General features: G+C 60.1%; 26 protein-coding genes. 9 read left to right on the top strand and 17 right to left on the bottom strand.

All coding sequences use genetic code 11. The annotated features are described in order from the left end of the window. Nucleotides 1-8: 8 nt before the first annotated feature. Complete coding sequence (locus H097_RS04195; RefSeq protein WP_032857612.1) at nucleotides 9-1,616, top strand: 5-guanidino-2-oxopentanoate decarboxylase; 1,608 nt, start codon at nucleotides 9-11, stop codon at nucleotides 1,614-1,616. Between the two features lie 166 nt (nucleotides 1,617-1,782). Then, nucleotides 1,783-3,816: a c-type cytochrome gene (locus H097_RS04190; protein WP_032857610.1), complete on the top strand. Its 2,034-nt coding sequence runs from the start codon at nucleotides 1,783-1,785 to the stop codon at nucleotides 3,814-3,816. 32 nt (nucleotides 3,817-3,848) lie between these two features. Here the strand turns inward: H097_RS04190 and H097_RS04185 are convergent, their stop codons facing one another. The 4 genes from H097_RS04185 to H097_RS04170 all read right to left on the bottom strand — a co-directional run bounded on the left by H097_RS04185 (nucleotide 3,849) and on the right by H097_RS04170 (nucleotide 7,982). Then, nucleotides 3,849-5,117 (bottom strand): HipA domain-containing protein, encoded by a 1,269-nt coding sequence (locus tag H097_RS04185; protein WP_032857608.1) that lies wholly within the window; start codon nucleotides 5,115-5,117, stop codon nucleotides 3,849-3,851. Next, complete coding sequence (locus H097_RS04180) at nucleotides 5,114-5,548, bottom strand: helix-turn-helix transcriptional regulator (protein WP_082445521.1); 435 nt, start codon at nucleotides 5,546-5,548, stop codon at nucleotides 5,114-5,116. Before H097_RS04180 ends, H097_RS04185 begins: the two co-directional genes overlap by 4 nt. A 132-nt stretch (nucleotides 5,549-5,680) precedes the next feature. After that, nucleotides 5,681-6,931, bottom strand: coding sequence for an aspartate aminotransferase family protein (locus H097_RS04175; protein ID WP_032857606.1), 1,251 nt, complete (start codon nucleotides 6,929-6,931; stop codon nucleotides 5,681-5,683). 154 nt (nucleotides 6,932-7,085) lie between these two features. Beyond that, on the bottom strand, nucleotides 7,086-7,982 hold the full coding sequence (locus H097_RS04170) for a LysR substrate-binding domain-containing protein (RefSeq protein WP_032857605.1): 897 nt from the start codon (nucleotides 7,980-7,982) through the stop codon (nucleotides 7,086-7,088). Between the two features lie 148 nt (nucleotides 7,983-8,130). On the opposite strand from H097_RS04170, the gene H097_RS04165 reads away from it, so the two are divergent. Next, complete coding sequence (locus H097_RS04165; protein WP_032857604.1) at nucleotides 8,131-9,159, top strand: amino acid ABC transporter substrate-binding protein; 1,029 nt, start codon at nucleotides 8,131-8,133, stop codon at nucleotides 9,157-9,159. 3 nt (nucleotides 9,160-9,162) lie between these two features. Here H097_RS04165 and H097_RS04160 read toward each other — a convergent pair whose 3' ends face one another. From H097_RS04160 to H097_RS04145, 4 genes are all read right to left on the bottom strand, one after another. After that, nucleotides 9,163-10,167: a diguanylate cyclase gene (locus H097_RS04160; protein ID WP_032857603.1), complete on the bottom strand. Its 1,005-nt coding sequence runs from the start codon at nucleotides 10,165-10,167 to the stop codon at nucleotides 9,163-9,165. 153 nt (nucleotides 10,168-10,320) lie between these two features. Beyond that, nucleotides 10,321-12,240: an alkaline phosphatase D family protein gene (locus tag H097_RS04155; protein ID WP_032857602.1), complete on the bottom strand. Its 1,920-nt coding sequence runs from the start codon at nucleotides 12,238-12,240 to the stop codon at nucleotides 10,321-10,323. A gap of 94 nt (nucleotides 12,241-12,334) precedes the next feature. Further along, a complete protein-coding gene (locus tag H097_RS04150) occupies nucleotides 12,335-12,598 on the bottom strand; it encodes a hypothetical protein (protein WP_032857601.1) in 264 nt (87 codons plus the stop codon). Further along, a complete protein-coding gene (locus H097_RS04145) occupies nucleotides 12,588-13,373 on the bottom strand; it encodes a VacJ family lipoprotein (RefSeq protein WP_032857600.1) in 786 nt (261 codons plus the stop codon). Before H097_RS04145 ends, H097_RS04150 begins: the two co-directional genes overlap by 11 nt. Nucleotides 13,374-13,537: 164 nt before the next feature. Between H097_RS04145 and H097_RS04140 the strand changes: the two genes are divergently transcribed. Together H097_RS04140 and H097_RS04135 are read left to right on the top strand one after the other, a co-directional pair. Further along, a complete protein-coding gene (locus tag H097_RS04140; RefSeq protein ID WP_032857599.1) occupies nucleotides 13,538-14,248 on the top strand; it encodes a response regulator in 711 nt (236 codons plus the stop codon). Continuing rightward, complete coding sequence (locus H097_RS04135; protein WP_032857598.1) at nucleotides 14,245-15,561, top strand: ATP-binding protein; 1,317 nt, start codon at nucleotides 14,245-14,247, stop codon at nucleotides 15,559-15,561. Before H097_RS04140 ends, H097_RS04135 begins: the two co-directional genes overlap by 4 nt. Nucleotides 15,562-15,596: 35 nt before the next feature. Here H097_RS04135 and H097_RS04130 read toward each other — a convergent pair whose 3' ends face one another. Both H097_RS04130 and H097_RS04125 read right to left on the bottom strand, forming a co-directional pair. Further along, nucleotides 15,597-15,974, bottom strand: a complete 378-nt coding sequence (locus tag H097_RS04130) for a response regulator (protein WP_032857597.1) — start codon at nucleotides 15,972-15,974, stop codon at nucleotides 15,597-15,599. A gap of 108 nt (nucleotides 15,975-16,082) precedes the next feature. Further along, nucleotides 16,083-16,802 carry an SDR family oxidoreductase gene (locus H097_RS04125; protein WP_032857596.1) on the bottom strand — a complete coding sequence of 240 codons (720 nt, stop codon included), beginning with the start codon at nucleotides 16,800-16,802 and terminating at the stop codon, nucleotides 16,083-16,085. A 174-nt stretch (nucleotides 16,803-16,976) separates the two neighbouring features. Between H097_RS04125 and H097_RS04120 the strand changes: the two genes are divergently transcribed. Then, a complete protein-coding gene (locus tag H097_RS04120) occupies nucleotides 16,977-17,537 on the top strand; it encodes a hypothetical protein (protein WP_191982817.1) in 561 nt (186 codons plus the stop codon). A 55-nt stretch (nucleotides 17,538-17,592) separates the two neighbouring features. Continuing rightward, on the top strand, nucleotides 17,593-17,976 hold the full coding sequence (locus H097_RS04115; protein WP_032857595.1) for a cytochrome c family protein: 384 nt from the start codon (nucleotides 17,593-17,595) through the stop codon (nucleotides 17,974-17,976). A 63-nt stretch (nucleotides 17,977-18,039) separates the two neighbouring features. Here the strand turns inward: H097_RS04115 and phnX are convergent, their stop codons facing one another. From phnX to psrA, 4 genes are all read right to left on the bottom strand, one after another. After that, complete coding sequence (gene phnX / locus H097_RS04110; protein WP_032857591.1) at nucleotides 18,040-18,867, bottom strand: phosphonoacetaldehyde hydrolase; 828 nt, start codon at nucleotides 18,865-18,867, stop codon at nucleotides 18,040-18,042. Nucleotides 18,868-18,949: 82 nt separating this feature from the next. Next, nucleotides 18,950-19,822, bottom strand: coding sequence for a LysR substrate-binding domain-containing protein (locus H097_RS04105; protein ID WP_032857589.1), 873 nt, complete (start codon nucleotides 19,820-19,822; stop codon nucleotides 18,950-18,952). Nucleotides 19,823-19,859: 37 nt separating this feature from the next. Further along, nucleotides 19,860-21,155, bottom strand: a complete 1,296-nt coding sequence (locus H097_RS04100) for an MFS transporter (protein WP_032857588.1) — start codon at nucleotides 21,153-21,155, stop codon at nucleotides 19,860-19,862. A 92-nt stretch (nucleotides 21,156-21,247) separates the two neighbouring features. Beyond that, entirely contained in the window at nucleotides 21,248-22,339 is a 1,092-nt protein-coding gene (gene psrA / locus H097_RS04095) for an iron-containing alcohol dehydrogenase PsrA (RefSeq protein WP_032857585.1), read from the bottom strand. Between the two features lie 281 nt (nucleotides 22,340-22,620). Between psrA and H097_RS04090 the strand changes: the two genes are divergently transcribed. Both H097_RS04090 and H097_RS04085 read left to right on the top strand, forming a co-directional pair. Then, nucleotides 22,621-23,133, top strand: coding sequence for a type VI secretion system amidase effector protein Tae4 (locus H097_RS04090; protein WP_032857583.1), 513 nt, complete (start codon nucleotides 22,621-22,623; stop codon nucleotides 23,131-23,133). Continuing rightward, entirely contained in the window at nucleotides 23,130-23,357 is a 228-nt protein-coding gene (locus tag H097_RS04085) for a hypothetical protein (protein WP_032857580.1), read from the top strand. The genes H097_RS04090 and H097_RS04085 overlap by 4 nt, the downstream gene beginning before the upstream one ends. 94 nt (nucleotides 23,358-23,451) lie before the next feature. On the opposite strand, the gene H097_RS04080 is transcribed toward H097_RS04085, so the two are convergent. From H097_RS04080 to H097_RS04070, 3 genes are all read right to left on the bottom strand, one after another. Then, nucleotides 23,452-23,823 (bottom strand): PH domain-containing protein, encoded by a 372-nt coding sequence (locus H097_RS04080; RefSeq protein ID WP_029300265.1) that lies wholly within the window; start codon nucleotides 23,821-23,823, stop codon nucleotides 23,452-23,454. Nucleotides 23,824-23,852: 29 nt separating this feature from the next. Beyond that, nucleotides 23,853-24,182, bottom strand: a complete 330-nt coding sequence (locus H097_RS04075) for a hypothetical protein (RefSeq protein ID WP_032857579.1) — start codon at nucleotides 24,180-24,182, stop codon at nucleotides 23,853-23,855. Between the two features lie 149 nt (nucleotides 24,183-24,331). After that, nucleotides 24,332-25,201 (bottom strand): AraC family transcriptional regulator, encoded by an 870-nt coding sequence (locus tag H097_RS04070; protein WP_032857576.1) that lies wholly within the window; start codon nucleotides 25,199-25,201, stop codon nucleotides 24,332-24,334. Nucleotides 25,202-25,424 lie beyond the last annotated feature (223 nt).

Here is a 25,424-nt window from a genome sequence, read left to right as displayed (position 1 = left end):
AATGAGCAATGACCACCTGCGCCCAGTCCCTGGTTCGCCTGCTGGAAGGTTATGGGGTAGATACCGTCTTCGGTATCCCCGGCGTGCATACCGTCGAGCTCTATCGCGGCCTGCATGGCAGCCGCCTGCGCCATATCAGCCCGCGCCATGAACAGGGCGCCGGCTTTATGGCCGACGGTTATGCCCGCGCCAGCGGCAAGCCGGGCGTCTGTTTCATCATTACCGGCCCGGGCATGACCAATATTCTTACCGCGATGGGCCAGGCTTATGCCGACTCGGTGCCGATGCTGGTGATTTCCACCACCAACCGCCGTGAGCATCTGCGCCTGGGCCACGGGCATTTGCACGAGTTGCCCGATCAGCGCGCGATGGTCGCGGGGGTGTGTGCGTTCAGCCACACGTTGCAATCGCCTGAGCAATTGCCCGAGCTGCTGGCCCGCGCTTTCGCCGTGTTCAAATGTGCGCGCCCGCGCCCGGTGCACCTGGAAATTCCTCTGGATGTGCTCGACATGCCGGCCATCGATCTCAACCTGATGCCCCGCAGCCTGCCAGGCGCACCGGCCCCGGCCCCGGCTTCGCTGGGGGCAGCGCTGAAGCTGCTCAATGAAGCACGGCGGCCGCTGATCCTCGCCGGTGGTGGTGCCCGCGATTGTGCCGAGGTGTTGCAGCAACTGGCCGAGCGCCTGCAAGCGCCGGTGGCCCTGACCACCAATGCCCGTGGCTTGTTGCCGATGGAGCACCCGTTGTTGCTGGACGGTGTGCAGTCGTCGCGCCATGGCCGCTCGTTGTTTGACGAAGCCGATGTGATCCTCGCCGTGGGTACGGAGCTGGGGGAAACCGACTACGACTTCTTCGGCCTCGGACCACTGAAATTCAAGGCGCCGCTGATTCGCCTGGACATCGACCCCATGCAAGTCATGGGCGTGCAGCGCGCCCATGTCGGGCTGGTGGGCGACGCCCGCGAAGGGTTGCAGGCGCTGCTGGATGCAGTCAACCCACCCGCTCCGAGCGGGCGTTGGGCACTGGACAGCGTACAGCGGGTCAACCGTCTGGAGCGCGAGAGCTGGACTGCCAAGCAACAAGGTCTGCAAGGTCTGCTGGACCTGCTGCGCGACAGCCTGGTCGCCCCGCTGATCGTCGGCGACTCGACCCAGCCGGTGTACCAGGGCGCGGTGGGTTACCAGGCGCCGGCGGCCAACAGTTGGTTCAACGCCGGCACTGGCTACGGCACCCTCGGCTACGGGTTGCCGGCCGCTATCGGCGCCAAGCTGGCCAAGCCCGAGCGACCGGTGGTGGCGCTGGTCGGCGATGGCGGCCTGCAGTTTGCCAGCAACGAACTGATCGCGGCCCGTGAGGCAGGCGTCGGCGTGATCCTGGTGGTGTGGAACAACCAGTGCTACGGCGAGATCCGTGACTATATGCAGGCCCGTGAAATCGCCCCGCTGGGCGTGGATATCATGACCCCGGATTTTGCCGCCATGGCCCGCAGTTTCCATGTCGCCCACCATCGGGTCGACACACCGCAGGACTTGCACGCCTTGCTGCACACCCTGGGTGACATTCGCCAACCGGTGATGATTGAACTCGACGCCGCGCAATACCTGCAAAACGCCTGAACCTCCCCCGGCCCTGATCCATATCAACGGGCCACCTCTGAAAATCCGCTACAACAAAACCGGGGCTTACAAAGCCCCGGTTATCCGCCTGATGACCTCATAAAAACGTAAATAAACCTGTACCCAGGGGCCAACCCCCAGGCCAGGTGATTAAAGGAATAATGCGATGGCCCTTTCTCTGTCACGTCTGGCCTTGATGGGGGCGACGCTGTGTCTGGCGCTTCCCCTGCACGCCAACGAACCCGTCAAACCGGATACCGAACTGATCGCCCAGGGCAAATACGTGGCCCAGCTCGGTGACTGCATCGCCTGCCACACCGCCAAGCAAGGCCCACAGATGGCCGGCGGCCTGGAACTGAGCACGCCCATGGGCACCATCTATTCCAGCAACATCACCCCGGACCGCGAGACCGGGATTGGTAACTACAGCTTCGAACAGTTCGACCGCGTGATGCGCGAAGGTGTCACGCCGGCCGGTATGAACCTTTACCCGGCCATGCCGTATCCGTCTTACGCGAAGATGAGCGAAGAGGACATGCGTGCCTTGTTCGCCTACCTGATGCATGAGGTCAAACCGGTCAGCCAGGCCAACCTCGAAGCCGACATGGGCTTCCCATTCAACCAGCGCTGGGGCCTGGTGTTGTGGAACTTCATGTTCCTCGACAAACAACCGTTCCAGGCCGACCCGGCCCGCGATGCAGTGCTCAACCGTGGCGCCTATCTGGTCCAGGGCCTCGGCCATTGCGGTTCGTGTCACACCCCGCGCGGGATCGCCTTCCAGGAAAAAGCCATGAGCGACGCCGGCAGTGGCGGCGAGCACTACCTGGGCGGGGAAACCGTCGAACACTGGCGTGCCTTGAGCCTGCGCAACCTATGGACGGTGCAAGACACCGTGCAACTGCTCAAGACCGGGCAGAACCGTTTTGCCACGGTGTCGGGCAACATGGTGGACGTGATCCGTCACAGTACCCAGCACTTCACGGATGCCGACCTGACGGCCATTGCGACGTATCTCAAATCCCTGCCACCGGGCAAGGACGACCTGCCAATGCCGGCTGTCGCCAAAGGTCCTGCCGAGTTGCCCAAGGACTTGTTCACCAGCCGTGGCGGCCTGGGTTATATGCAGTTCTGCAGCGATTGCCACCGCAGCGACGGCGCAGGTGTGAAAGGGCTGTTCCCGGCATTGGCCGGCAACGCCGGCGTGGTTGCCAGCAACCCGACCTCGTTGCTGCACATCACCCTTACCGGTTGGGAAACCGCCGAGACCGCAGCCCATCCACGGGTCTACACCATGCCGGGCTTTGCACGCCTGGGGAACAACGAAGTGGCGGAAATCCTCACCTTTGTGCGCACGCGCTGGGGCAACGAGGGCTCGCCGATCAGCACCGCGCAGGTGAAGAAAATGCGTGACCAGCTCAACCCGGTCAGCACTGATTCCTCGGCCTTCGAAACGCCGCGCCTGGCCAACCTGCTGGCGGCGTCGAATGCCGATCAAGTGGTGCGCGGCATGCGCTTGCACCTGCAAACCAAGGAACTGCTGCCTGATAACGTCGGCAACTCGCTGAACTGCACCAGTTGCCATCTCAACGCCGGCACCGTGGCCGATGGCTCGCCGTTTGTGGGCGTCTCGGCGTTCTTCCCCAGCTACGCCCCGCGTGCTGGCAAGGTGGTGAGCCTGGAAGAGCGCATCAACGGTTGCTTCCGCCGTTCGATGAATGGCAAACCAGTGTCGCCACAATCGGCGGACATGCAGGCGATGGTGGCGTACTTCGACTGGATGAAAAACAACACCAAGCCCGAGGACAAAGTCCCCGGCCGTGGCGTCGGCAAGATCGACCCGGCCATCAAGCCGGACATGGCCAATGGCGAGCAGGTCTACGCCAAGCAATGCGCGGTGTGCCACGGCAATGATGGCGAGGGCCTGGCCCGTGCTGACGGCACCCTGGTGTACCCGCCGCTGTGGGGCGAACAGTCCTTCAACATCGGCGCCGGCATGGCCCGCACCTACACGGCTGCTGCGTTCGTCAAACGCAACATGCCGATCGGTTTCCACGAGAAGTTCCCGCTGGGCCAGGGCGGCTTGTCGGACCAGGAAGCGGTGGACGTTGCCGCCTACTTCTCGCAAAAACCACGCCCGGACTTCCCGGACAAGGTGAAGGACTGGCCGAACGGCGGTAAGCCGGTGGATGCACGCTACTGACCCCCGCCCTGTAGGAGCCGGCAAGCCGGTTCCTACAACGCCAGTCGGAACGCCCGGCTCATACGTTCCTGTTCTTGACGGGATATGCCCATGGCGTTGGCCAGTGTCGGCCATTGGCGAACTACACCCTTGAACGCCTCGATAAGCCTATCCGCCTCATTGAGAGGTACCCTGAAATAGCCCGCCACCGAACGTGCCAGTTCCAGTTCCAGGGCGTTGTCATGCTCACTGATGTTGAGCTTCAGGCCTTGCCCGTAGTGATCCGGGTTCATATCGTAGGCCGGGGAAAGATGCCAGCCGCGACCGGGTTCTAACAGGAAGCCATGGTTACGCAGGTGATCGTCGGTATTGGAAACCAACAGGTTGAATACGATTCTGCACCACAGTTCCCGTAGGTCAGCCTGGGTGCTGGCGCCCTGGTTGATCAGCACCCGGGCCAATTCCAGGTAGCTGACGCCAGTCGAGCCGTCCTCTCCGTCGGTATGGCCAGTCAACGTCATCGCGCTGGCAAAGTGAATGCGTTGCCCTTGAGCGGTTCGATCAAAGCGCTTGACCCTGAAGCAGTGATGTTCACTGGCGTAGCGTTCAGCTTCCATGGCGGCGACACGCAGTCCGCATCCTTCGGCGAGCGATCCGATGATGTACTCCCAGGCACCGACATTGTGTTCATCGCGAAGGCTGGGGAACTTGGCGATCCACAGGTGACCGTCGGGGTCGACCACGCTGGCTTTTGGACGTGCGCCGCCCAATGAACCGCCCGGAGCAATCAGCATGCGTAACCACTCGACGCCTTCGATGGCGGTATTGTCGTGATCGTTTTCCAGTGCCCGACTTGCAGCCTCCAGTTGACGCAGTTGCACCAGCGGGGGAGCCGCCAACCCTTCGCGTTCATCAAGGAACGGACCCAGGTCATCCCGCTTGAAGCGCAGGGCGCCCACACGAAAGGCATCGTGAACGCCCAGCAAGTAGTCCGATTCAAAGAGGCGGGTATGAGAGGGGACCCGTGCTGCTCGCTTGTCGCGATCCAGTCGACGGTTCATCAACATACGCCCCCATCGGTCCGGGCTGGAGTCGCTGAAAACACCGAAGGTATCCCGGCCTTGCGCGGGGTATTGAGGGCCGTCAAACAGACCTATACGAGGATCGATCGGAGCCAGGGCCAGCAGTGGGTCGGCCAGTGCCGCCTGCTCATACTCAAACTCAAACAGCTCGCCGGCACCTCCCCGGCGAGCATGCAAAAAGCCCAGGCGGCGTGCTGTGCCAAGTTGCGCCCAGTCGGCATACACAGCAATCCGGGTCATGGTTTGGAGCTCTTGTTGACGGGGTTCACGATTAACCCGGAAAGTTTGGAGGCCGCGGTTACTGGCTCATGAGGTTGGAGGTAGGGGGGCGCGTCAGGCGCGGCGACGATGCCGAAGGATGATTTGGGGGTTCTGCGTGTTTTGTTCAGTAGCTGTGAGTCTTGCAGATGCCGGCCCAATTCGTCGCTTTCGGCAATTAGGGCAATATCCTGTTCCAAGCCCAATACCTGCAGCACGGACAGGTAGGCGCCGATGGTGACACCGGCAGCGCCACGCTCCAGTGCCCGCAGGGTCATCTGCGACATGCCGGCCCGTTCCGCCACTTGTTTGGCAGTCAGCTTGCGTCGCAAGCGGGCCAGGCGCAGGCGCTCACCGAGATCCACCAGCAGTTGCTGGGTCATTGGAAGGAGCGGAGCAGTTTTGTTGGCCATGAGTGCAATTATTCCAGCGCTTTAATCTTAAAGATGAAGGAATACTAGCACTTCAATCTGAGTGCAATTATTTTAGTGTTTTAAATTGTTTTTTCGCTAGAATAATTGCACTTTATTGTTCTTACCTGGCTTTTAGTCGAGTTGTGCCAGGCATGCTTCAAAAATATCCAACCCTTGCTCCAGCACCACCGGCTCGATGGTCAGCGGTGCCAACAGGCGGATGATGTGTCGGGCCTTGCCGCTGGGCATCAGTAGCAGGCCGGCATCGCGGGCCAGGTTCAATAGTTGGTTGAGTTGCGCGGTGGCTGGGGTGCCGTCGGGTTTTATCAGCTCGATTCCCCGCATGGCGCCGACCCCGGTCAGGCGGCCGAGGTAGGGCGAGCGTTTTTTCGCCTGCCAGGCGGCATGGCGCCTGGTGATTGCGGCCTCCTGTTGTTCGCCCCACGCTTGCAGGTTTGCATCGCTCATTGCATCCAGGGTGGCCAGTGCGGCTGCGCAGGCAATGGGGTTGCCCGAGTAGGTGCCGCCCAGTCCGCCTTTGGGCAGGTTGTCCAGCAAGGCCTTGCGCCCGACCACGGCGCCCAGTGGCACGCCGCCAGCGATGCTTTTGCCCAGCAGGATCAGGTCGGGTTCGATGCCCAGGCGCGAGAAGGCGAAACGCTGGCCAGTGCGGCCAAAGCCGGATTGGATTTCGTCGGCGATCAGCAGGATGCCGTGTTCATCGCACAGGTGGCGCAGGGCTTTGGCAAATGGGGGGTCGAGGGCGAGGAACCCGGCTTCACCCTGTACTGGCTCGATGATGAAACAGGCGACGTCGGCGATGTCGATTTCGACGCTGAACAAGCGCTCCATGGCCTTTAGCGCATCACCTGTGGTCACCCCATTGTCTGCGCTGGGGTAGGGCAGGTGGTAGACCGGGCCGGGCAGGATCCCGACTTTTTGCTTGTAGGGCGCCACCTTGCCATTGAGGTTGAGGGTGGCCAGGGTGCGCCCGTGGAAGCCGCCGTCAAAGGCAATCACTGCAGTACGGCCGGTGACGCCACGTGCGATTTTCAGCGCATTTTCGCAAGCTTCGGCGCCGCTGTTGGTCAGCATGCCGCTGACCGGGTAACTCACCGGGATAAAGGCGCTGAGCCGCTCCATCAACTCGACATAAGGCGCGTGTGGCGCGGCGTTGAACGCGTAATGGGTGAGTCGGGTGGCTTGTTCGCGAATGGCTTCCACCACGCCGGGGTGGCAATGGCCGAGGTTGAGCACACCAATGCCGCCGACAAAGTCTATATAGCGCTTGCCCGCGGTGTCCCAGACCTCGGCATTGCGCCCGTGGCTCAGGCAGATGGGGTGGACGATGGCAATCGACTGGCTGATGCTTGCGTGGCTCATGGATCACGGGCTCGGAAAGGGCGGTGTGCGCCTATCTAAGCTGCGTGCCCCATGGCCCCGCAAACGAAATAAAGTCGCCGGGTCATTCGCAAAAATCGGGATGTGCCAATGCATTGCAAGCCATGACACAGATCCAATGTGCGGGCTTGCACATTCAGGTCTTGGCGGTCTGCTGCGCCATGTACTCCACGATCCACTGCAAAAATGCCTTCACCTTGGGGATCTCCCCGGCATGTTCGGCATGGGCGATAAAGTGTGCGCCGCTGCTGGGCATCGCGTAGTCCCATGGCACCACCAGACTGCCCTGGGCCAGTTCGTCGGCCACCAGGTAGTGCGGCACCAATGCCACGCCATAGCCGGATTGCGCTGCACGAATGCACATGTAGAACGTGTCGAAGCGCGGCCCGTGATAGCTGTTCTGTGAGTGCAGGCCCTGTCCCAGGAACCACTCGTGCCAGGCCTCGGGTCGTGAGGTGCATTGCAACAGGGTGTGGCTCGATGAAGCATCACTGCCCTGGGCGACAAATCCCGGCGCACACACCGGCACCACTGCTTCGCGAAACAGCTCGATGCAGGTGGCGCCCGGCCAGGAGCCCTGGCCGAAGAAGAAGGCGATGTCGGCCTTGGCCTGCAGCACGTCGAAGGGTTCCAGCTCGTTGCGGATATCCAGATGGATGTTCGGGTGGCGGGCAGCAAAGTCCTTGAGCTTGGGCACCAGCCAACGATCGCCGAAAGTCGGTTGAGTGGCGATGCGCAGCACTTCGGTCTCGCCGCCGTAGGTGAGGATGTAACGGCTGGAAATGTCCACCTGGGTCAGGATCTTGTGTACTTCCGCCAGGTACAACGAGCCCGCCGGCGACAGGTACAGACGCTGGCGCACCCGCTCGAACAGCTTGTGGCAGAGCATTTCCTCCAGTTGCGCCACTTGCTTGCTCACCGCACTTTGGGTCAGGTGCAGTTCCTCGGCGGCACGGGTGAAGCTCAGGTGACGGGCCGCAGCGTCGAAGCATTGCAGGGCTGTCATCGAAGGGGTCAAGCGTTTTGAAATCATGGGAGTTCATTCCAAACAGGAAGGAGCCTTTGCCTAAACGTCGTTTGTGACCCAGGTGTAAAGCCGTTGATACTGACCGGCAACACTATAAATAAACTGGCCCGGGTTTGCGGCGCCAAATAAGAACGACCGACACGGAGAGCCTTGCATGAAGCATCTTAAATCCACCCTGGCGGCACTCACCGCTGCTGCCGTCATGAGCTTGGCCGGCGTAGCTTATGCGGGCGCGACCCTGGACGCGATCCAGAAAAAGGGCTTTATCCAATGTGGCGTCAGCGATGGTTTGCCAGGCTTCGGCGTGCCGGACGCCCAGGGCAAGATGACCGGCATCGACGTTGATGTGTGCCACGCCGTCGCCGCAGCCGTGTTCGGCGATGCCTCGAAGGTGAAATTCACCCAACTGACTGCCAAGGAGCGTTTCACTGCGTTGCAGTCAGGGGAAATCGACCTGATATCGCGCAACACCACCTGGACCAGCTCCCGGGATTCCGGAATGGGGTTGGTGTTTACCGGCGTGACCTATTACGACGGCATCGGTTTTCTGGTGAACACCAAGCTGGGGGTGGCCCATGCCAAGGAACTGGATGGCGCGACCATCTGCATCCAGGCCGGCACCACCACCGAGCTGAACGTCTCTGATTACTTTCGCGCCAATGGCATGAAATACACCCCGATCACCTTCGACACCGCCGATGAAAGCGCCAAGGGCCTGGAAGCCGGACGCTGCGATGTGCTGACCACTGACCAGTCGGGCTTGTACGCCCAGCGGATCAAGATGGCGCATCCGGCTGAGTTCATCGTGCTGCCGGAAGTGATCTCCAAGGAACCCCTGGGCCCGTTGGTGCGCAAGGGCGACGATGACTGGTTCAGCATCGTCAAGTGGACGCTATTTGCCATGCTCAATGCCGAAGAGATGGGCATCACTGCGCAAAACGTCGAAGAACAGGCCAAGACCACCAGAAACCCTGATATCGCCCGTCTGTTGGGTGCCGACGGTGAGTACGGCAAGGACTTGAAGTTGCGCAAGGACTGGGTGGTGCAGATCGTCAAGCAAGTGGGCAATTATGGCGAGGTGTTCGAGCGCAATATCGGCCAGGGCAGCGTGCTGAAGATCCCGCGCGGCCTCAACGCCCTGTGGAACAACGGTGGCATCCAGTACGCGCCACCGGTGCGCTAGCGGTCATGGTGACACCCGGTTCTTGCCCGCGGCCTTGGACCGGTACAGCGCCTGGTCTGCCCTGGCCATCAGGTTGGTGGGTGTCTCGTCATTGAGGCGCTGTACCACGCCCAGACTCAAGGTCACCTTGAACTCGCCCACGCTGGGTAAGTCGAGGATGGCCAGGCGGATGCGCTCGGCCAGGATCCTGGCGGTCTCCACCGTGCTTTTGGGCAGGATCACCATAAATTCATCGCCTCCCCAGCGCGCCAGGAGGTCGCCCTGGCGCACGCACTGTTCCAGGCGCTCGACTACCTGTAACAGGGTGCTGTCGCCTACGGCGTGTCCGTGCTGGTCGTTGATCGACTTGAAGTCATCGACATCCATGGCAATCACCGCCAATGGCAGGCGAAACCGCTGGGCGCGCTCACATTCTTCCAGCAGGGCTTTTTCCAGGCGGTAGCGGTTGGCGATACGGGTCAAGGTATCGCGCTCGGCCAGGGAGCGGTTTTCGTCCAGTTGCAACCGCAATTGCTGGTTGACCCGCGACAGTTCGCGAGTGCGTTCGGCCACCAGTGCTTCAAGGGATTGATTGCGCCGCTCAAGCTGTTCCATGGAACGTTTGCGCTCATGAATACTGCGGTGGGCGCCGACCATGCGCCACACCGAGCCGTCGGCATTGCGGGCGATCACGTAGCCACGGTCTTCGATCCACAGCCAGGTGCCGTTCTTCTTGCGGCAGCGGTATTCGGCTTGATAGTGGGTGGTGCGGCTGCAGATGTAGTCGTCGAAGACTTTCATCACATGGGGATAATCGTCGGGGTGGATCACGCTTTCCCAGGTGAAGACCGTGTTTTCCAGGGAGTGGTGGTCGTAGCCGAGCATCTCGTACCAGCCGGGGTTGCGATAGACGAACCCAGTGTTGGCATTCCAGTCCCAAACGCCATCGCTGACCAGTTCCATGATGGCATGGGCCAAGTCAGCATTGACGTCGAAAAGCTCATTCTTCAACGGATCCATATCGACCATCTGCGCGCTCCCTGCGAGGATGCTGGCTCATTCTGGCCAGTCAGGTGTTAACGCCGATACTCCGTGGCTGGACGTACTGTACAACGAGGTTTGGCCGCATAGAAAGAGCCTACAGGCTTGTGGCTAAAAGCCACTATTTCCGGGGGCTCAAGGCTATTGCGGCTCCATCATGCGGGTGGGTGGCAAGCCATTGGCATTGTGCTGGTAGATTGCCTCGGGCTGCCCTTGCTCGTTGAAGAATACCTGGCCGATGCCCGCACTGTTCCAGAGCCGTTCGCCGGCTTCGGCGTGTGCCGGGATATACGGCACCACTTGCATGCGGCGGCGCCGAGTCAGCCAGTTCAAGGGCGAGCGTGGCGAGTAGAGCCAGCGGTTGAGGCGGTCAAACCACTCCAGCAGGCGGGGTGGGAATTGGTTCTTGATGCCACTGCTGGTGATCTGCCAGATCTGCGGCCCGGCATTGCGATGGCGGATCAGCACTTTGTAGACGAACGAGTAATGCACATCCCCCGACAAGATCACGTAGTTACCCGGGGTGCGTGAGTGGCGGAAGATATTCAGGATCACTTGCGCGGCGCCACGGTGAGCCATCCAGTTTTCCGCATCGACCAACAGCGGGTAGCCGCACCAACTGAAGACTTTCTGCACCGTCTCGATCAGCTTGACGCCGAAGATCGGCGCGGGCGAAACGATGATGGCTGACGGATGGTCGAGCAGTTCCTGTTGCAGTTCGCTCAAGGCTTCCCAGTCCAGCAGGCCGGACGGTTGTTTGAGGGTGAACTCACTGCGCCAGCGCCGCGTGCGGGTGTCGATGACGACCAGCGCGGGAGTGGTGGGCAGCACGTAGTGCCATTGCTGGAACTGCAGCAGATCTTCCAGCAATTGGTCCTGGGTGGGTGCGTGCAGGTGATTGTCGTGGTCCTGGACCGTCGCGGCCAGGGCCAGGGTTTTTTCCACCAGTTGAGCGAAGGCATCGGGGTTGTTGCCCCAGCCCTGGCAGAGCATGTAGGCCAGCAAGGCGTTGCCGATGATGCGCTTGGAGAATGGGTTGCCGTAGGCGGTCTGTTCCCACTGGGCGCTGAGGTTCCAGTCATCGGTGATGTCATGATCATCGAAGATCATCAGGCACGGAACGTGGGCGAACACCCGGGCGACACCGTCCAGGCCGTCGCGAAACTTATCCACAGGCACCTGCTCGCGGGCGTAGCGGGCCTGTTCCTCAGGTGCCAGCCGTGCGGGCGGTTGCGGGGTGATCAGGGTCCAGGGTGTCGGCGACCAGGCCAGCAGGTACATCGCCATGACTTCGGCGAAGGTCACCAGGTGGTTGTCGGCGGTGCTGCTGGTGAAGATCGGTTTCTTCACCCCGCCAAAAAAGCGTTCGCGCAAGGTCTCGTTGCTTTCCAGGGCCGGCAACAGATCGGCGCGATGGTAGTAGCTGGCGGGGTGATCGTAGAGCCTGGTGCTGTCGTCCACCACCGCGCCATCGAGGTGTTCATCGAACAGACCCAGACGGGCAATCAGCCCATGAATGGCACGCAGCATCGGCCCGGCTACGTCGTCGGCATACACCTGGTCGCCACTCATCATCAACAGGGCGGGACGCTGTTCCAGGCTGCGGTCTTCGGCCAACAGGCGATCCGCGCACAGCAGGCCTTCATCGGCGTAATGGTGGGGTTTGCGGCAAGAACCGTGCAGCAACTGGCGAATACGGCTGTGCAGGATGAAATCCGGGCACCGGGCATTGGCATACAGCAGGTGCGGCGCCCATTGGGCGATGCCGGTTCCATCGTTGAGCAGCAAGTCATAGCTGATGGGCACGTCCTGGGGGAGCGGCGTGGCCAGCGGTACATCGATCAGGTGGATAAAGGCTGCGCGGCCCACGGGAATGACCCGGCAGCGGGTGGCGTCGAGATCGATCTCCAGGGACTGCTGGCACTCGTCCTGGCGAAACTGCAGCCGCAAGGTCAAGGCCAGTGCCCGGCTGCCCACCAGCCACAACACCAGGCGCCCCGGCTCCAGGCGACGCAGCAAGGGGCCGGCGAGGACGGCGGGTAGTGAAGCGGCTTGCAACATGAAGAACACGGCTCTATGCGGGAAAGGACGGCAGAGGATAGCGCAATGGATGTCGGCGTTTTGTCAAAGTAACAGGGGCGGGCAGCCTTGATCACTACAGCATGTTTGCCCGCTCTAGGCTGCTGACCGACGACTCTCCCTGGGCAATCAGCCAGCGCAGCACATCGCTCACCGCCACGCGGTGTTGGCGTTCGATCCAGCGTACGCCTTGTGGGGTGTACTGTTCCACATACCGGCTGAGCACCAGTTGATGTTGGTCGGCAGACAATTGCAAACGGGTTTCCCGACAAATCAGCGCGCGATCACCCCGTTTGTGTATCTTCTGCTGCAGGAGCATGGAGCTGGCATCAGAAATCATCGCCTGGGCCTTGTGTGCATGAGGTTGCGGTGGGTGTTGTCGCCCCTTCCTTGCCTTCCAGCACATAGGCTGCGCGGTGTTCAGCCACGACGTTACGCAATGCGCTGTAGTAATCGGGCAACTGTTGCAGGCTGTCGGTCAGTGGCAGCAGGGCTGCCCGGGTGTCTACGGTGTCGCCGACCAGGCTGATGGTGCCCAGGGTTTGCACCGTGTCGCTGTCGCCCAGTGGCGCCACCAGGAAACTCAGCACTTTACCGGCAGCATCTCGACTGTTGCCGGTACCCAGTAACGGCAGTTCGACGATTGGCCCGTTACCGATGCCCCATACACCGAATGTCTGGCCGAAGTCGGCCGTGTGGCGGGGAATGCCCAGCGAGTCGGAGACATTCAACAGGCCCACCAGACCCACGGTGGTGTTGACCGCGAATCGTCCCAGCGTGTTGACGGAGCGCTGTGGGTTGCCTTGCAGCAGGTCGTTGATAAACACCTTGGGTTCACTGAAGTTGCTGGAGAAGTTATGCACACCCTGCTGGAAAAAATCCGGCAGGTGTTGATAGCCACGGGCGACAGGTGCCAAGGCATAGTCATCGACGGTCCGGTTGAACGCAAAGACCCCGCGATTGAACGGCTCGACGGGGTCGTACACCGGGTAATCAACCTGCGCACAGCGCACGTTCGCCTGTGGCGCGGGGCTGGCACAGCCTGTCAGGTACGAAACAGTCATCAACAGTGCAGCCTGGCGAGCCAGGTGGCGGGGATACGTCAGCGCACGCATAAACACAGTCTCCGAAAAAGGGAGGCCGATGCTGGCATTCGCAGCTTGCCTGAAGATGTCTGCTTTATGACTGCGATGACGCTTTGTTGCAGGATTGAAATATGTGACGAGTCGCTGCGAATGGTTTTGAATGTCGCCTCGACCAAGCCAAGTGATGCCAGCCGGTGAGCAACCTTTTAATCGTGGACGATGACCTTGAGGTCCTCGCACTGCTGAAGAAATTTTTCCTGCAACATGGCTACGCGGTACGGACCGCAGCCAATGGCACAGCACTGTGGGCGGCCATGGAACAGCAGGTTGCAGACCTGATCATCCTCGACCTGATGCTGCCGGGCGACAACGGCCTGTTACTGTGCCAGCGCCTGCGCCAGCAATACGCCACGCCGGTGATCATGCTGACCGCCATGGGCGAACTCAGCGACCGGGTGGTGGGCCTGGAAATGGGCGCTGATGACTACCTGAGCAAACCCTTCGATGCGCGTGAGTTGCTGGCCCGGGTGCGCGCAGTGTTGCGCCGTGCCGGTGAAAGCCGGGGCCCCTCGGGCGACAGTTCACGGCCGTTGATTCGCTTCGCCGGCTGGCAACTGGACCTTACCCGGCGCGAATTGCGCTCGCCGGACCAGGTGATGATCCCCTTGTCGTCCGGGGAGTTCGACCTGCTGTTGGTGTTCGTCGAGCATCCTCAGCGGGTGTTGTCGCGCGAGCAGCTGTTGAACCTGGCCCGTGGCCACAGCCACGATGCGTTTGATCGCAGTATCGACGTGCAGGTCAGCCGTCTGCGGCGCAAGCTGGAGTTCGATACCAAACGCCCGGCGATGATTCGCACGGTGCGCAATGGCGGCTATCAATTTACCGCCAGTGTGAGTCGCTCATGAAGCGTCCTCGCGACACGGTGGCCCGCTGGATTGCCCTGACCATCCTGATCGCCATGTTCACCGCCCTGGCGCTCAATACTCTGTTTTCGCTACTCGCCGGCGTCTGGGCCCGACCACCCTTGAGTGAAACCGGCCTGCTGGACAAGGTGGCGGTGATTGTCCGGATGATCGAGACGGCGGATCCTGCCCAGCGCCCCAGCCTGGCCCGCTCGGCAGGCGACAGTATGTTCAGCGTGCATTGGGCGGTGGATGCCAAGCGTTTCGGCTTGCCCCAGGTCAAGAACGATGATTACAGCACGGGAAAAGAGCTGTTCGTGAATGCGCTGGCCTGGCCAGAGCGCCGGGCCGAGGGCTTTGAGCCGGCTGACTGGGCAGGTCCCGGTGGGCACTATGCGTTGCTGGTGGAATTGACCGATCACTCGTGGCTGATGTTCAGCGCCGCGTCGCGCAGTTGGGGGCTTGCCGAAGGACCGCGTAGCGTCATCGTGTTGGTGCTGGTGCTGATTTCCACCGCGCTGGTGACCCTGATTGCCACCCGGCGCCTGGCGAGGCCCTTGCAACATTTCGCCCTGGGTGTCCGGCGTTTTGGTGCCGACTTCCGGGCGCCGCCGATCGAGCCGGTGGGCCCGGAGGAAATTCGCCAGGCGATCCTGGCATTCAACGGCATGCAGGCGCAGTTGCAGCACTTTATCCAGGACCGCACCCAGATGCTCGCGGCCATTTCCCATGACCTGCGCGCGCCCTTGACGCGGCTGCGGCTACGCGGTGAGTTCATTGAGGACCGCGATCAGCAGCAGAAACTGTTTCGCGATGTCGATGAAATGCAGGCGATGATCAATACCGCCCTGGAGTTCTTTCGCGACGATGCACGCCTGGAGCAGGCCACGGCGCTGGACTTGTCCGAGTTGCTGCAAACCCTGGTGGATGATTATCGTGACCAGTCCATCGATATCGCCTTCAGCGGTCCGCCGCGCCTGGTGTATTTCGGCCGGCCCCTGGGGCTCAAGCGGGTGATGACCAACCTGGTGGACAATGCGATCCACTACGGCCACGCGCCCGAAATCCAATTGCAGCAACAGCCGGGGCAAATGGTGATTCGCGTGCTGGACCGTGGGCCGGGGATTCCCAGCGGACTTCACGAACAGGTCTTCCTGCCGTTTTTCCGCCTGGAAGGTTCACGCAACAAAAGTACGGGGGGTGTCGGCCTGGGGCTTTCCAGCGCCCGGGCGATTGTCCTGGAGCATGGCGGCACCCTGACCCTGCGGGACCGCCTGGGCGGCGGGTTGGAGGTGGTGGTGATACTGCCGGTGTAGTGAGGAGGGTGATCCATTGCAGATGTGAGCCGTATTCAATGCAGGGATGAATCCGGCCCCAAGGCTTGTTGTACACAGTCGAGCAAACGCTCAGTGCTCCATGGCTTGGGCAGGAATCTCACGGTGCTGCCCAATTGCGCCGCCATCGCTGTGTTGCCCGAGGTCAGGACCACGGGCAATGAAGGCCAACGGTGCGCCACTACTCGGCTCAGGTCATACCCGTTGAGCAGTCCAGGCATCTGGATATCACTGACAATCAAGTCCACCGGATCACTGGAGCGTTCCAGAAAAATCATCCCCTCATCCGCCGATGGAAACGAAATGACCTGTGCGCCGAATTCTTCCAGCACATCCACCATGAGTGAGCGAATGATTTCGTCGTCTTCCAATACCAATATCGATGGCTGAGCCATGATCACTACTCCACCATCAGAAGTCAGTAAGGTGGAGTGGGCGATGAATGGATAGGTTCGATTGGATATTTTATATTCGATGGGTGGTCATTTGGCTGGTTTTCCCCCTCAGAAGCGCTCATCCAGCAGGGCCGGCAAGGTCAGTTCCTTGACGAAGCTGGCCGATGACAGGCTCAAGGCCATACGCACCACCTGCACCACATCGTGTACCGGGATCAACTGCCCGTCGCCGCGTTGTTCGGCCTCTTGCCTGGATGTGCTCAACGGATCTTCGGTATTCAGGTAGCCCAGGTTCAGGCAGGTCACACCCAGGCGCTGGTGCCGATAACCTTCGCGCAGAGCATCGGCCATGCCACGCAAGGCGAATTTCGATGCGCCGAACGTGACTTCCGGACGACCGCTCTGGGGCAGGCCCGAGGTCGAGCCGGTAAGGATGATGCGTGGGTTCGGGCTCTTCAGCAGCACGGGCAGCAGGCGCTTGATCAGCAGCAGCGGCGCGGTGACGTTGCAACTGACAATGGCTTCCAGCTGCGTATCCTCGTCCTTGAGAAAACTGTAGGCCTCGTCGAACGCCCGTTCTTCCCAGATGCCTAGGTTATAGATCAGCGTGTCCAGGCCGTCCTGCACCACCGCTTGTTCGATGAGTTGCGCGGCCTGTGCTGGCTGGCCAAGGTCGGCTTCCACCCACAGCACTTCGGCGCCGGTCGCGGATACCAGGTTGGCAGGACGGCTGCGCGAGACACCGACCACGGTATCCCCCACACCACCCAGACCTTCCATAAATGCCCTGCCCAGCCCCTTGCTTGCACCGACCACCATGGTTCTCATCGATTTCTCCTGAACTGACGTGCTGATGGGAGGGCGCATGCAAACAGAGGGGGCGAGTGATGGCAATTGAATGGCTGTATCCAAATGTTTTGCCGGGGCAGGGCGCGATCTGCCTCCGATTGATTTAGAGTGATGGCCTTTTGATATTTATCCGGCTGTAGCCAAGGACGAAAAATGAAACGGATCGAACGCGACTTCATCACCCTGTTCAATTGCCTGTGGTACCAGGACTTTCCGGTGGAGGTCGATGCCGTCACCAACCGTGCAGGCTGGACGATTCATGTGGGGGTGGTGATACGCCAGTGTGCCAAGCTGCTCGGTGCGCGTGCCTATTTCGAACAGAGCGGGCGCACCGATGCCGTTTTGAGATTCCCTGACAAAAGTGTCCTGTCCCATGTCGAATGGGAGTGGGATGAGCCCCATAACGAAAAGGTGAAGGAAATCACCAAGCTGTTAAAACAATCTGAACCTGCGGTGTTCTCCACCTTCGTGTCCTACAGCACCAACAGCCATTTGCCTGCTGCCATCGAGAGAGCTTCCCGGCTCTGGGCTGATGCCAGCAAGCCGCTGATTTTCTTTATCGTGACCTTCAAGCAGGTTGGGCGCGACCGACATTTTCTGGAGCTGCATACATACGTTTTCAGCCGCGGCAAATACAAGAATATCCGTATACAGCCTGCCCTGCCTTGGCAGATCGACCGGGCACGCTTCAACAACCTGGACGAGGACAAGTAAACAGCAGGCATAATTGCCGCCTTTGCCGACTGAAGCCCTCGATCTGGAGCCCCTGATGAAACTCGTTGCCTTGCTGCCCCTTTTACTCACGGCCACGCTCTTCAACACTTCGGCGACGGCAGCGGGTGATGCCGAGGCGGGTGGCAGGTTGTTCACCAAGACGTGTGGCGGTTGCCACAGTGTCGGGCTGAACGCCCGTGGCGGCTTCGGGCCGCAGCTCAATGGGGTGATCGGGCGGCTGGCGGGCGCTACGGCGGACTATCAGTATTCCGACGCGATGAAAAACTCAGGTGTGGTGTGGACGCGGGAAACACTCGCGGCCTATATCGAGAACCCGAAGAAAGTGGTGAGCGGTACCCGCATGATTTTCTGGGGGATCAGCGATCAGGAGAAGATCGAGAATCTGCTGGCGTATCTTGAGACCTTTCAGGCGCAATAGCCGGATACAACCAAATCCATTGCAGGAGCCGGCTTGCCGGCTCCTGCAGGATAGGCACTGATTTCAACTGCCCTGTGGTGTTTCCCCGCGTGCCAGCCGCGCATTGATGTCGTCGATCACCGCCGGCAGGTCGACGATGGTATCGATCAGGTAGTGCGGGCGTGAACCCTCAAGCATCTGGGTAATGCGCTCGCGCTCCTGCGCCAGTTCCTCGGCCGGCAGCGCCTTGAATTGCGCGTAGGTAAGGCCCAGCGCGTTGCCGGAGCAGGTCAGTGCCACCGTCCACATCCCGGCACTGCGTCCTTCCAGAATCCCCGGCCAGGTGTCATCGACCTTGACGCACGCCGCCACATCGCTGATGCCCAGGGCTATCACATTGGCCAGGGCCTGGGCCGGATGCGGGCGCCCGTTGGGCACTTCATCAGTCGCCACCACATGATCGGCCACGTAGCCGTTTTGTCGCGCCAGCTCGACCACCTTGGCCATTACCACGGCCGGATAGCCCGAGCAGGAGCCGATCTTCAAGCCCTTGCCACGCAGGGTTTCAATCGCCTCCAGCGCACCGGGAATCACCGCCGAGTGCAGGGCGATTTTCTCGATCTGCAACGGCATGAAACGCTCATACAGGGCGGTGACGTCCTCGTCGCTCGGCTGGCGGTTGAATACGGCGCGATAACGTTCGGCAATCTGCGGCTGATTACACAGGGTGCGGATGTGATCCCACTTGCCCATGCCCATCGGTCCGCGCGCTTCCTCCAGGGAAACGGCGACGCCGAACTCGGCAAAGGCCTCGACGAAAATCTGCGTGGGTGCGAAGGAGCCGAAGTCGACGACGGTGCCGGCCCAGTCCAGGACCACGGCTTGCAGCTTGGAAGGTGGTTGGTAGTTCATGGTCAATCTCCATTTTCGGGTATGAGCAGGCCGTCCCTCGATAAATGAGGTAAGCCGGTTGAGTGCAAAAGGGTGAAGCGAATCAGGTAGCCGGTATGGGGCTGGCCTCGAACAGTTCGGCGATCATCGGGCGGTTGCGCCGGATGCCCAGGCAACACAGGTGGTAGTCGATGGAAAACGGGTGGTCGACAAAAGTGATCGGCGTGGTGCCCGGTGTTTCGGCGTATTCCACCGCCGACACAAAACCAATGCCGATACCCTTGGCGATGGCATGCACGATTGCCTCGCGACTATTGAGCTGCATCACGCAGTTCAGGTCCACACTCAGGCGCTTGCAGCTCTCTTCCACCAGTTGGCGGGTGCGTGAGCTGCGTTCGCGCATGACCCAGCGCTCCTGGCTGATCTGTTCGACGTGGACCTCTTTCTGCGCCGCCCAGGGATGGTCATCGCGCACCACCGCGATGATCGGGTAACGCCGATACAGCTGCGTATCGAAGCGTTGGTCAAACTCCGAGAGGGCCAGGATTGCCACATCGATATCAAAGTTGAACAGGCGGTCGAGGGTTTCCCTCTCCGGGGAAAACGAGGTCTCCAGCTCGATATCCGGGTGGCGTTGCATCAGCTCGTACGTCAGGTTCATTGCAATCGGCGGCGACACCGCGCCCAGGCGCAGCATCCCGGTCTTGCGCTGCTTGAAGCTGTGCAGCAATTGCATGGCTTCATCCTCCTGGCCGAACAGGCCCTGGGTGATCCCGTAGAGCGCGTGCCCGGCCGAACTCATCTCGATAAAGCGCCCACGACGGTGGAACAACTCCACCGAGAACTGCTTTTCCAGGGCGTTCACCTGCTCGCTGACCGTTGGCTGGCCGACGCTCAAGTACTCGGCGGCGAGGGTGAAGCTGCCGGTCTTCGCCACCGCATGAAAGGAACGCAGCCACTTGTGGTACTGGTACATAACCCATCCTGTTCCAGGGCTCAGCCGAGCCGGTTGATCAACGGCGGATAAACAGGGCTACCACTGCGCTGCACAGGCAGGCCGAGGTGACGACGATGAAGATCAGCGACGTATTGCCGGTACTGTCGAGCATACTGCCGATCAGCGGTTCCGCCAGGCCAGCAAACAGATAAGACGAGAAGTTCATCACACCCGTGGCCGTGCCTGCGCGCTTGGCGCCTACCAAGTCCGGGCACAGTGCCCAGAAGCTGGATGCCGGGCCGTAGACAAAGAACCCGCACAGAAACAGCGCGACCAGGCCGACCGCGCTGTGGGGCGGCAGGCTCCACATCCACAGGCTGGTGGCGGCGCCGAGGAACATATAGAGCATGATCGCCAGGTAGCGCTTGGAGCCGAACAGCTTGTCGGACACCCAGCCATTGCTCAGGGTGCCGACGGCCATGCCGACGGGCAGGGCGACGGTGATCCACTTGGGATCGATCATGCTGTCGCCGCTTTTCCAGTTGGCGCCGAGGAAATGCACCGGGACCCACACGATCAAACCGTAGCGCGCCGCGTTCTGGAAGCCCAGGGACACGGCAGCGATGATCAGGCGCGCGTTTTTCAACACGGCCTTGTAGCGCTGCGCCGAGGTTTCTTCTGTGCCGTGGGCCACTTCATGGCCCTTGTCTTCGGCGTTGGCCACACCGGTATCGGCCAGGGGCTCGAAGCCCAGGTCCTGTGGGCGCTCACGGGCCACCAGATAAAACAGGATGCCCCCGGCCAACATCAGCAGGACCGGCAGACGGAAGATCCAGCGCCATTCCAGATGCAGCACCTCCAGCACCACGATGGAGGTCACATAGGACAGCACCGACGCACAGCCGGCGGCGAATACATAGAAGCCATAGACCCTGCCACGCTCGCTGGCGCTCCACCAATTGGAGATCAAGCGGCTGCCCGGCGCCCAGCCCAAGGCCTGGAAGTAGCCGTTGATACCCCACGGCAGGATCAACCCGGCAAAGCCACTGGCAAAACTGGTGACCCAGTTGGCGCCACAGGACAGCACCGCGCCCAGGGTCATGATGCGCCGGCCACCGAACTTGTCGGCCAGGTTGCCGTTGATTGCCTGGCCAATGGCATAGGCCCAGAGCATGGCGGCCGAGATCCAGCCCAGCACCTCCTTGGTCAGACCGAACTCGGCCTGTATCCCCGGGATGGCGAAGCCGAAGGTCTGGCGTCCGGTGTAGAAAAACAGGTAACAAAACATCGCCGCCAGCAGCATGCGCCACTGGGCAACACGGAACGATGCCGAGCGAACGGCAGGGACAGGCAGGGTGTGTGCACGATTCATGATGTTTTCCTTATTGTTATTCGCCCCCGAAACCGCAGCTACGGGGTGGCACGCTTTACAGGTGCAAGAGGAAAGACTGAATTGCGTTGGGCCTAGGCGGCCCTGGAACCGATAAAGTTCTTGCCGCGCGCACCTTGCAGGGCGAAGCGGATCATTGCGGCGGCCTCGGTGGGCGTGACGCCGTAGTCGGTAAATTCGGTTTTCACGTCCAGGCTATGCAGGAACGTGCGCAGTTGGGCCTGGGCTTTGTCCAGGTCATCGCCAAACACCCGCTGCAATGTGCGATCGCGCGCGGCGTCATGCCCCCACGCCAACCCCAGCACCAACGGCAAGGTAAAGGAGCAGGCGATGCCATGGGGCAGACCGTGGTGCAAGGTCATCTCATAGGAAATGGAGTGAGCCAGGGCCGTCTTGGTATTGGAAAAGGCCAGGCCGGCCTTGAGCGCTGCCAGTGCCATGCGCGAGCGTAACTCCGGATTGCCAAGGTCGCGCCGCAGCTGCGGCAGGCATTCCAGGATGTCCTCGATGGCCGACACCGCAAAAGTGTCAGAAACCGGGTTGGCGTTGATATTCCAGATCGACTCCAGTGCGTGGGATAAAGCATCGAGCCCTGTCGACACGGTGACCCCGGCTGGCACCGTGAGCATCAACTGTGGATCAACAATCGCTACCTTCGGCCAGGTGCAGTCCAGGTGCAGGGAATACTTCTTGTGGCTGGCTGAATCCCAGATCGTCGCCCAGGGCGTCACCTCGCTGCCGGTACCCGCGGTGGTCGGCGCCGCGATCAACGTCTTGCAATGGGCCGGCACAAACGGTTGGCCGGTCGCCAGCAACGCCAGCAACTCATCGAACTGCCCGGACTCGGTGCCGACAATCAATGCCTTGGCTGTATCAATCGCACTACCGCCACCGACGGCCAGCACCACATCACAGCTCCCGGCTTGTTGCCAGAAACGCTCGTAGGTGCCACGCAATTGCGCAACATCGGGATTGGGCTGCACATCCTCGACCACATATACCAGACGCTCGCCCAGCAGTGCCTGGATCCGCTCCACCAAGCCCAGCGCACGGGCTTCCGGAAAGGTGACGAGCGTGACGGTCTGCTGCGCGGTGATACTGGCCAGGTCTTGCAGGCAACCCCAGCCGAAGCGGGTGTCTACCGGGTTATGGAATCGGGCAGTCATGGCGTGTTCCTGGTTTTTTGTTGTTGGAAGTGGCGCCAATAGTCGGGGAGGGTGGGAAAGAGCTCAAATCGATAGATTGGGGGGATGGATTGGTTGGGCCGATAGTGGGGGTAAGACGGTTTGCTTGGGCGAGCTTGCATCTACGTGTGACAGGTGTGTCCTATTTGCCCTGCACTCAGAACCTACACGTGAGTAGGGTTTTTCTGGTTTTTATGTAGACCCATCTTTAGGCGCAGTGCGTTTGCTAAGTTCGCGTGAAAAATCTGCGATGGAAGCGCTGAATGTTTACGTTCAATACCCTATGGAAAAATCACCCGCAAATTTTCGGAGATGCAGCACCTTGCAGAACTAACGGTGCCAAGAACTTTAGTGATCAATGCGCAATCAATCTCGGTGTTGCACTGCGTAGGTCGGGCGTAGATCTCAGCAGGTTAAGGGGGATGCGCTATTGTTGGCAGCATCCTAAAAGTGAGGGGCATGTACTGGCAGCAGAAGAAATGGCCAAGGCGTTGAGCAACGCGAATGTTCCCGGCTTGCAACGGATGAAGAAAGTATCCCCTGAAGACTTTGAGGATGTGTTAGACGGGCAGCGAGGCATCATTTTCTTCAAAGACTTTTGGCGCCGGGGGAACGAGACGTTTGGCAATCGCAGTGGTGATCACATCGACCTGTGGAATGGGTGGCGATTGACGGATTGGTTGAGCTATCCGCGTATTCAACTGGGTTTCTCGATTGAAGGATCATTCTCGGATTATCACGAGTCCAGGGAGATTTGGTTTTGGAAGGTTTTATGAAGGCTTTTAAGGGCGCGCTATTTGTGGTTTTGGTGGTTGCGGTGACGGTGGGGGTGTTCAACGGCGTGGTTGTGGCGGTTTCGGCTTACTTTGGGCCTTTTTATGAGGGGGATGCGCAGCAGAGTCGCAACTTTGGGATTTGGTTGTTGGGGAATGGAGTGGTGGTTGTGGCTTCAGCGTTCGTTGGCGTTGTTTGGTATCGCAGGTATTTGCGTCGAGGGTAGGTAGCCGTTCTGGCATTTTATTGCGCACACCCATTGAATCAGTAATGCATGCAGTAAAAAGACCTTGGTGTTCCAAGGTCTTTTTGCCTGCCAATCATCCCAACAGGTGTTTGGAAATCAGCCTGGAAATTTCGACAATCGAGGTCTTGCCGGTGAACTCGAATTTCACTTTGCCCAGTGATGAAAAGTAAATCTCCAACTCTGAATCCAGGTCGAACGTGCCGGAGGTTTCCACCGAGTACGCGACGATGTTCTTGTAGGGCAGGGAGGTGAAGTCTTTCTTGCTGCCGGTGATGCCTTGCACGTTCACGGCGATGATGCGCTTGGTGGTGAACACTACGCCGTCGCGCATGGCTTTGTAGGCATCGACTACTTGTTCGTCATCGAGCAACAGCGAGGCAACGCGTTCGGCATACTCGTTGTTTTGCTTGAGTTTGAAGAAGCCTTTGTTGTTGAAGTCGATCATTGGACGGTCCTTGTGTGTCTGGGAAGGGGCTACAGGATTGCCTTGAGGTAGTCCTTGAGTGCTTCGAGTGGGAGCTTCAGTTCCTCTAGTGTCGAGGCTTGCTGGACGTCAGTCATAAGCTTTTGCAGCTCGCGGCCCAACACCGTGTTGGCACCACCCAAGGTCGCCAGGGCCAGCTTGGTGCATTCATCTACCTTGCGCTGGATGGTTGGCAGGTCGCCACTGCGCACCAGCAACCCAAATACCTCCCGCTCATACCCGTCCATGACCAGATCATCGCGCAGAATCGGGCTGCCATCTTCGGTCTCATGTACCAGTTTGAGGGCGAATAGAGCAACGGCTTCGAGCGTCAATTCCATGGTCCTGGGTCCTCTTCTATCGGGCGCGGCGGGGGGGATCATTTTTCTGCAGGCGAAAAAAAGACCTTGAGTTTCAAGGTCTTTCTTTAAAGCATTAATGGCTTGATTTGTATAGATTAAATTGGATATCGCGGTAGGTGGGTGTCGTGTTATTGCAGCGGTACATATATATCAGTCTGCCATTGATCCTGCGGGGTCTCGGGATAAACGCTCAGATAATCGAAGAACAGGGGGTGGTCCCGCAGTTCCTCGCCGCTGGTGGGTAGCCAATCGCGGTAGATCGGGTAGATCGTCTCGCCAATGTGGTCCGTCGAGCCCACGTGGCGCACGACAACGCAACGTCCTCCTGGGATAACGCGCTCGGTTACGCCGAACTCATTTGTGGCCACGGCCTCGTTAATTTCGCCGCAGAGTGCAAACCGGAATGCTTCGGGCGGGGTTGTATCGGGGTTGCCGAAAGGAATACCAAAGCTGCGACTTGATTGCACGGGCGACTGTCCGCTCTGTCTGCGCCACTCGGAAAACTTGCGCACACTCTCGCTGACGAGCCCTGGAGCGCCACAGTGTTCGAGTGCTGCCACTCTGACGGGGTGAAACTCTACGATTCGTACGTGCATGATGATGCTCCTTGAGAAGTGAGGGATGGTGAACACCGAACTCCAGACCTGCCAACTGGGCTGCTTCCTGAACGCACTCGGTGCCATACCGAACGCTCGCCTGAATGCCCTGGAAAAAGCCTCGGGGCTTTCGAAACCTGCACCGAACGCTGCTTCCAGTACCGAATAACCCCGGGTGGAGGCCAGGCAATGCGCCGCGCGTCGTAGCCGCATTAACTGCACATAGCGTGAAACAGGTACGCCGACGAAGGCGGTGAATTGCCGATGGAAGTGAAATGCCGAAAAATTCGCCACTTGGCTCAACGCCTTCACGGACAGGTCACCTTCTAGATTGGCTTCTATATAGGTGAGGACTGCATTGAAGCGTTGTGTGTACGCGGCGTTGCTCGACAAGTCAGGCACTGGATGGAGGCTCCTGGGATTTCGGTAGGCATCAGAGTCAGCCATCCCGGCTTGCCTGCGCCTAGCCGTGCTTGCTGAGGTAGTGATGGGGTTGTCTTGGACGTTTCATAATGGCAACCCAGGCGCTTTGGAAAGAATTTTCAGGCGGGGGTTGACCACGTATTTTAATCCTGTACTATTCGCCTCCCGCTGACGAGAGATCGAAAGCGCAAGTGGTTGAAGT

Origin of the sequence: Pseudomonas sp. FH4, from assembly GCF_000510915.2 — a bacterium.
Taxonomy (GTDB): Bacteria; Pseudomonadota; Gammaproteobacteria; order Pseudomonadales; family Pseudomonadaceae; genus Aquipseudomonas; species Aquipseudomonas brenneri.
The sequence above is the reverse complement of the archived record's forward strand: the minus strand, read 5'-3'. Positions and strand labels throughout refer to the sequence as shown.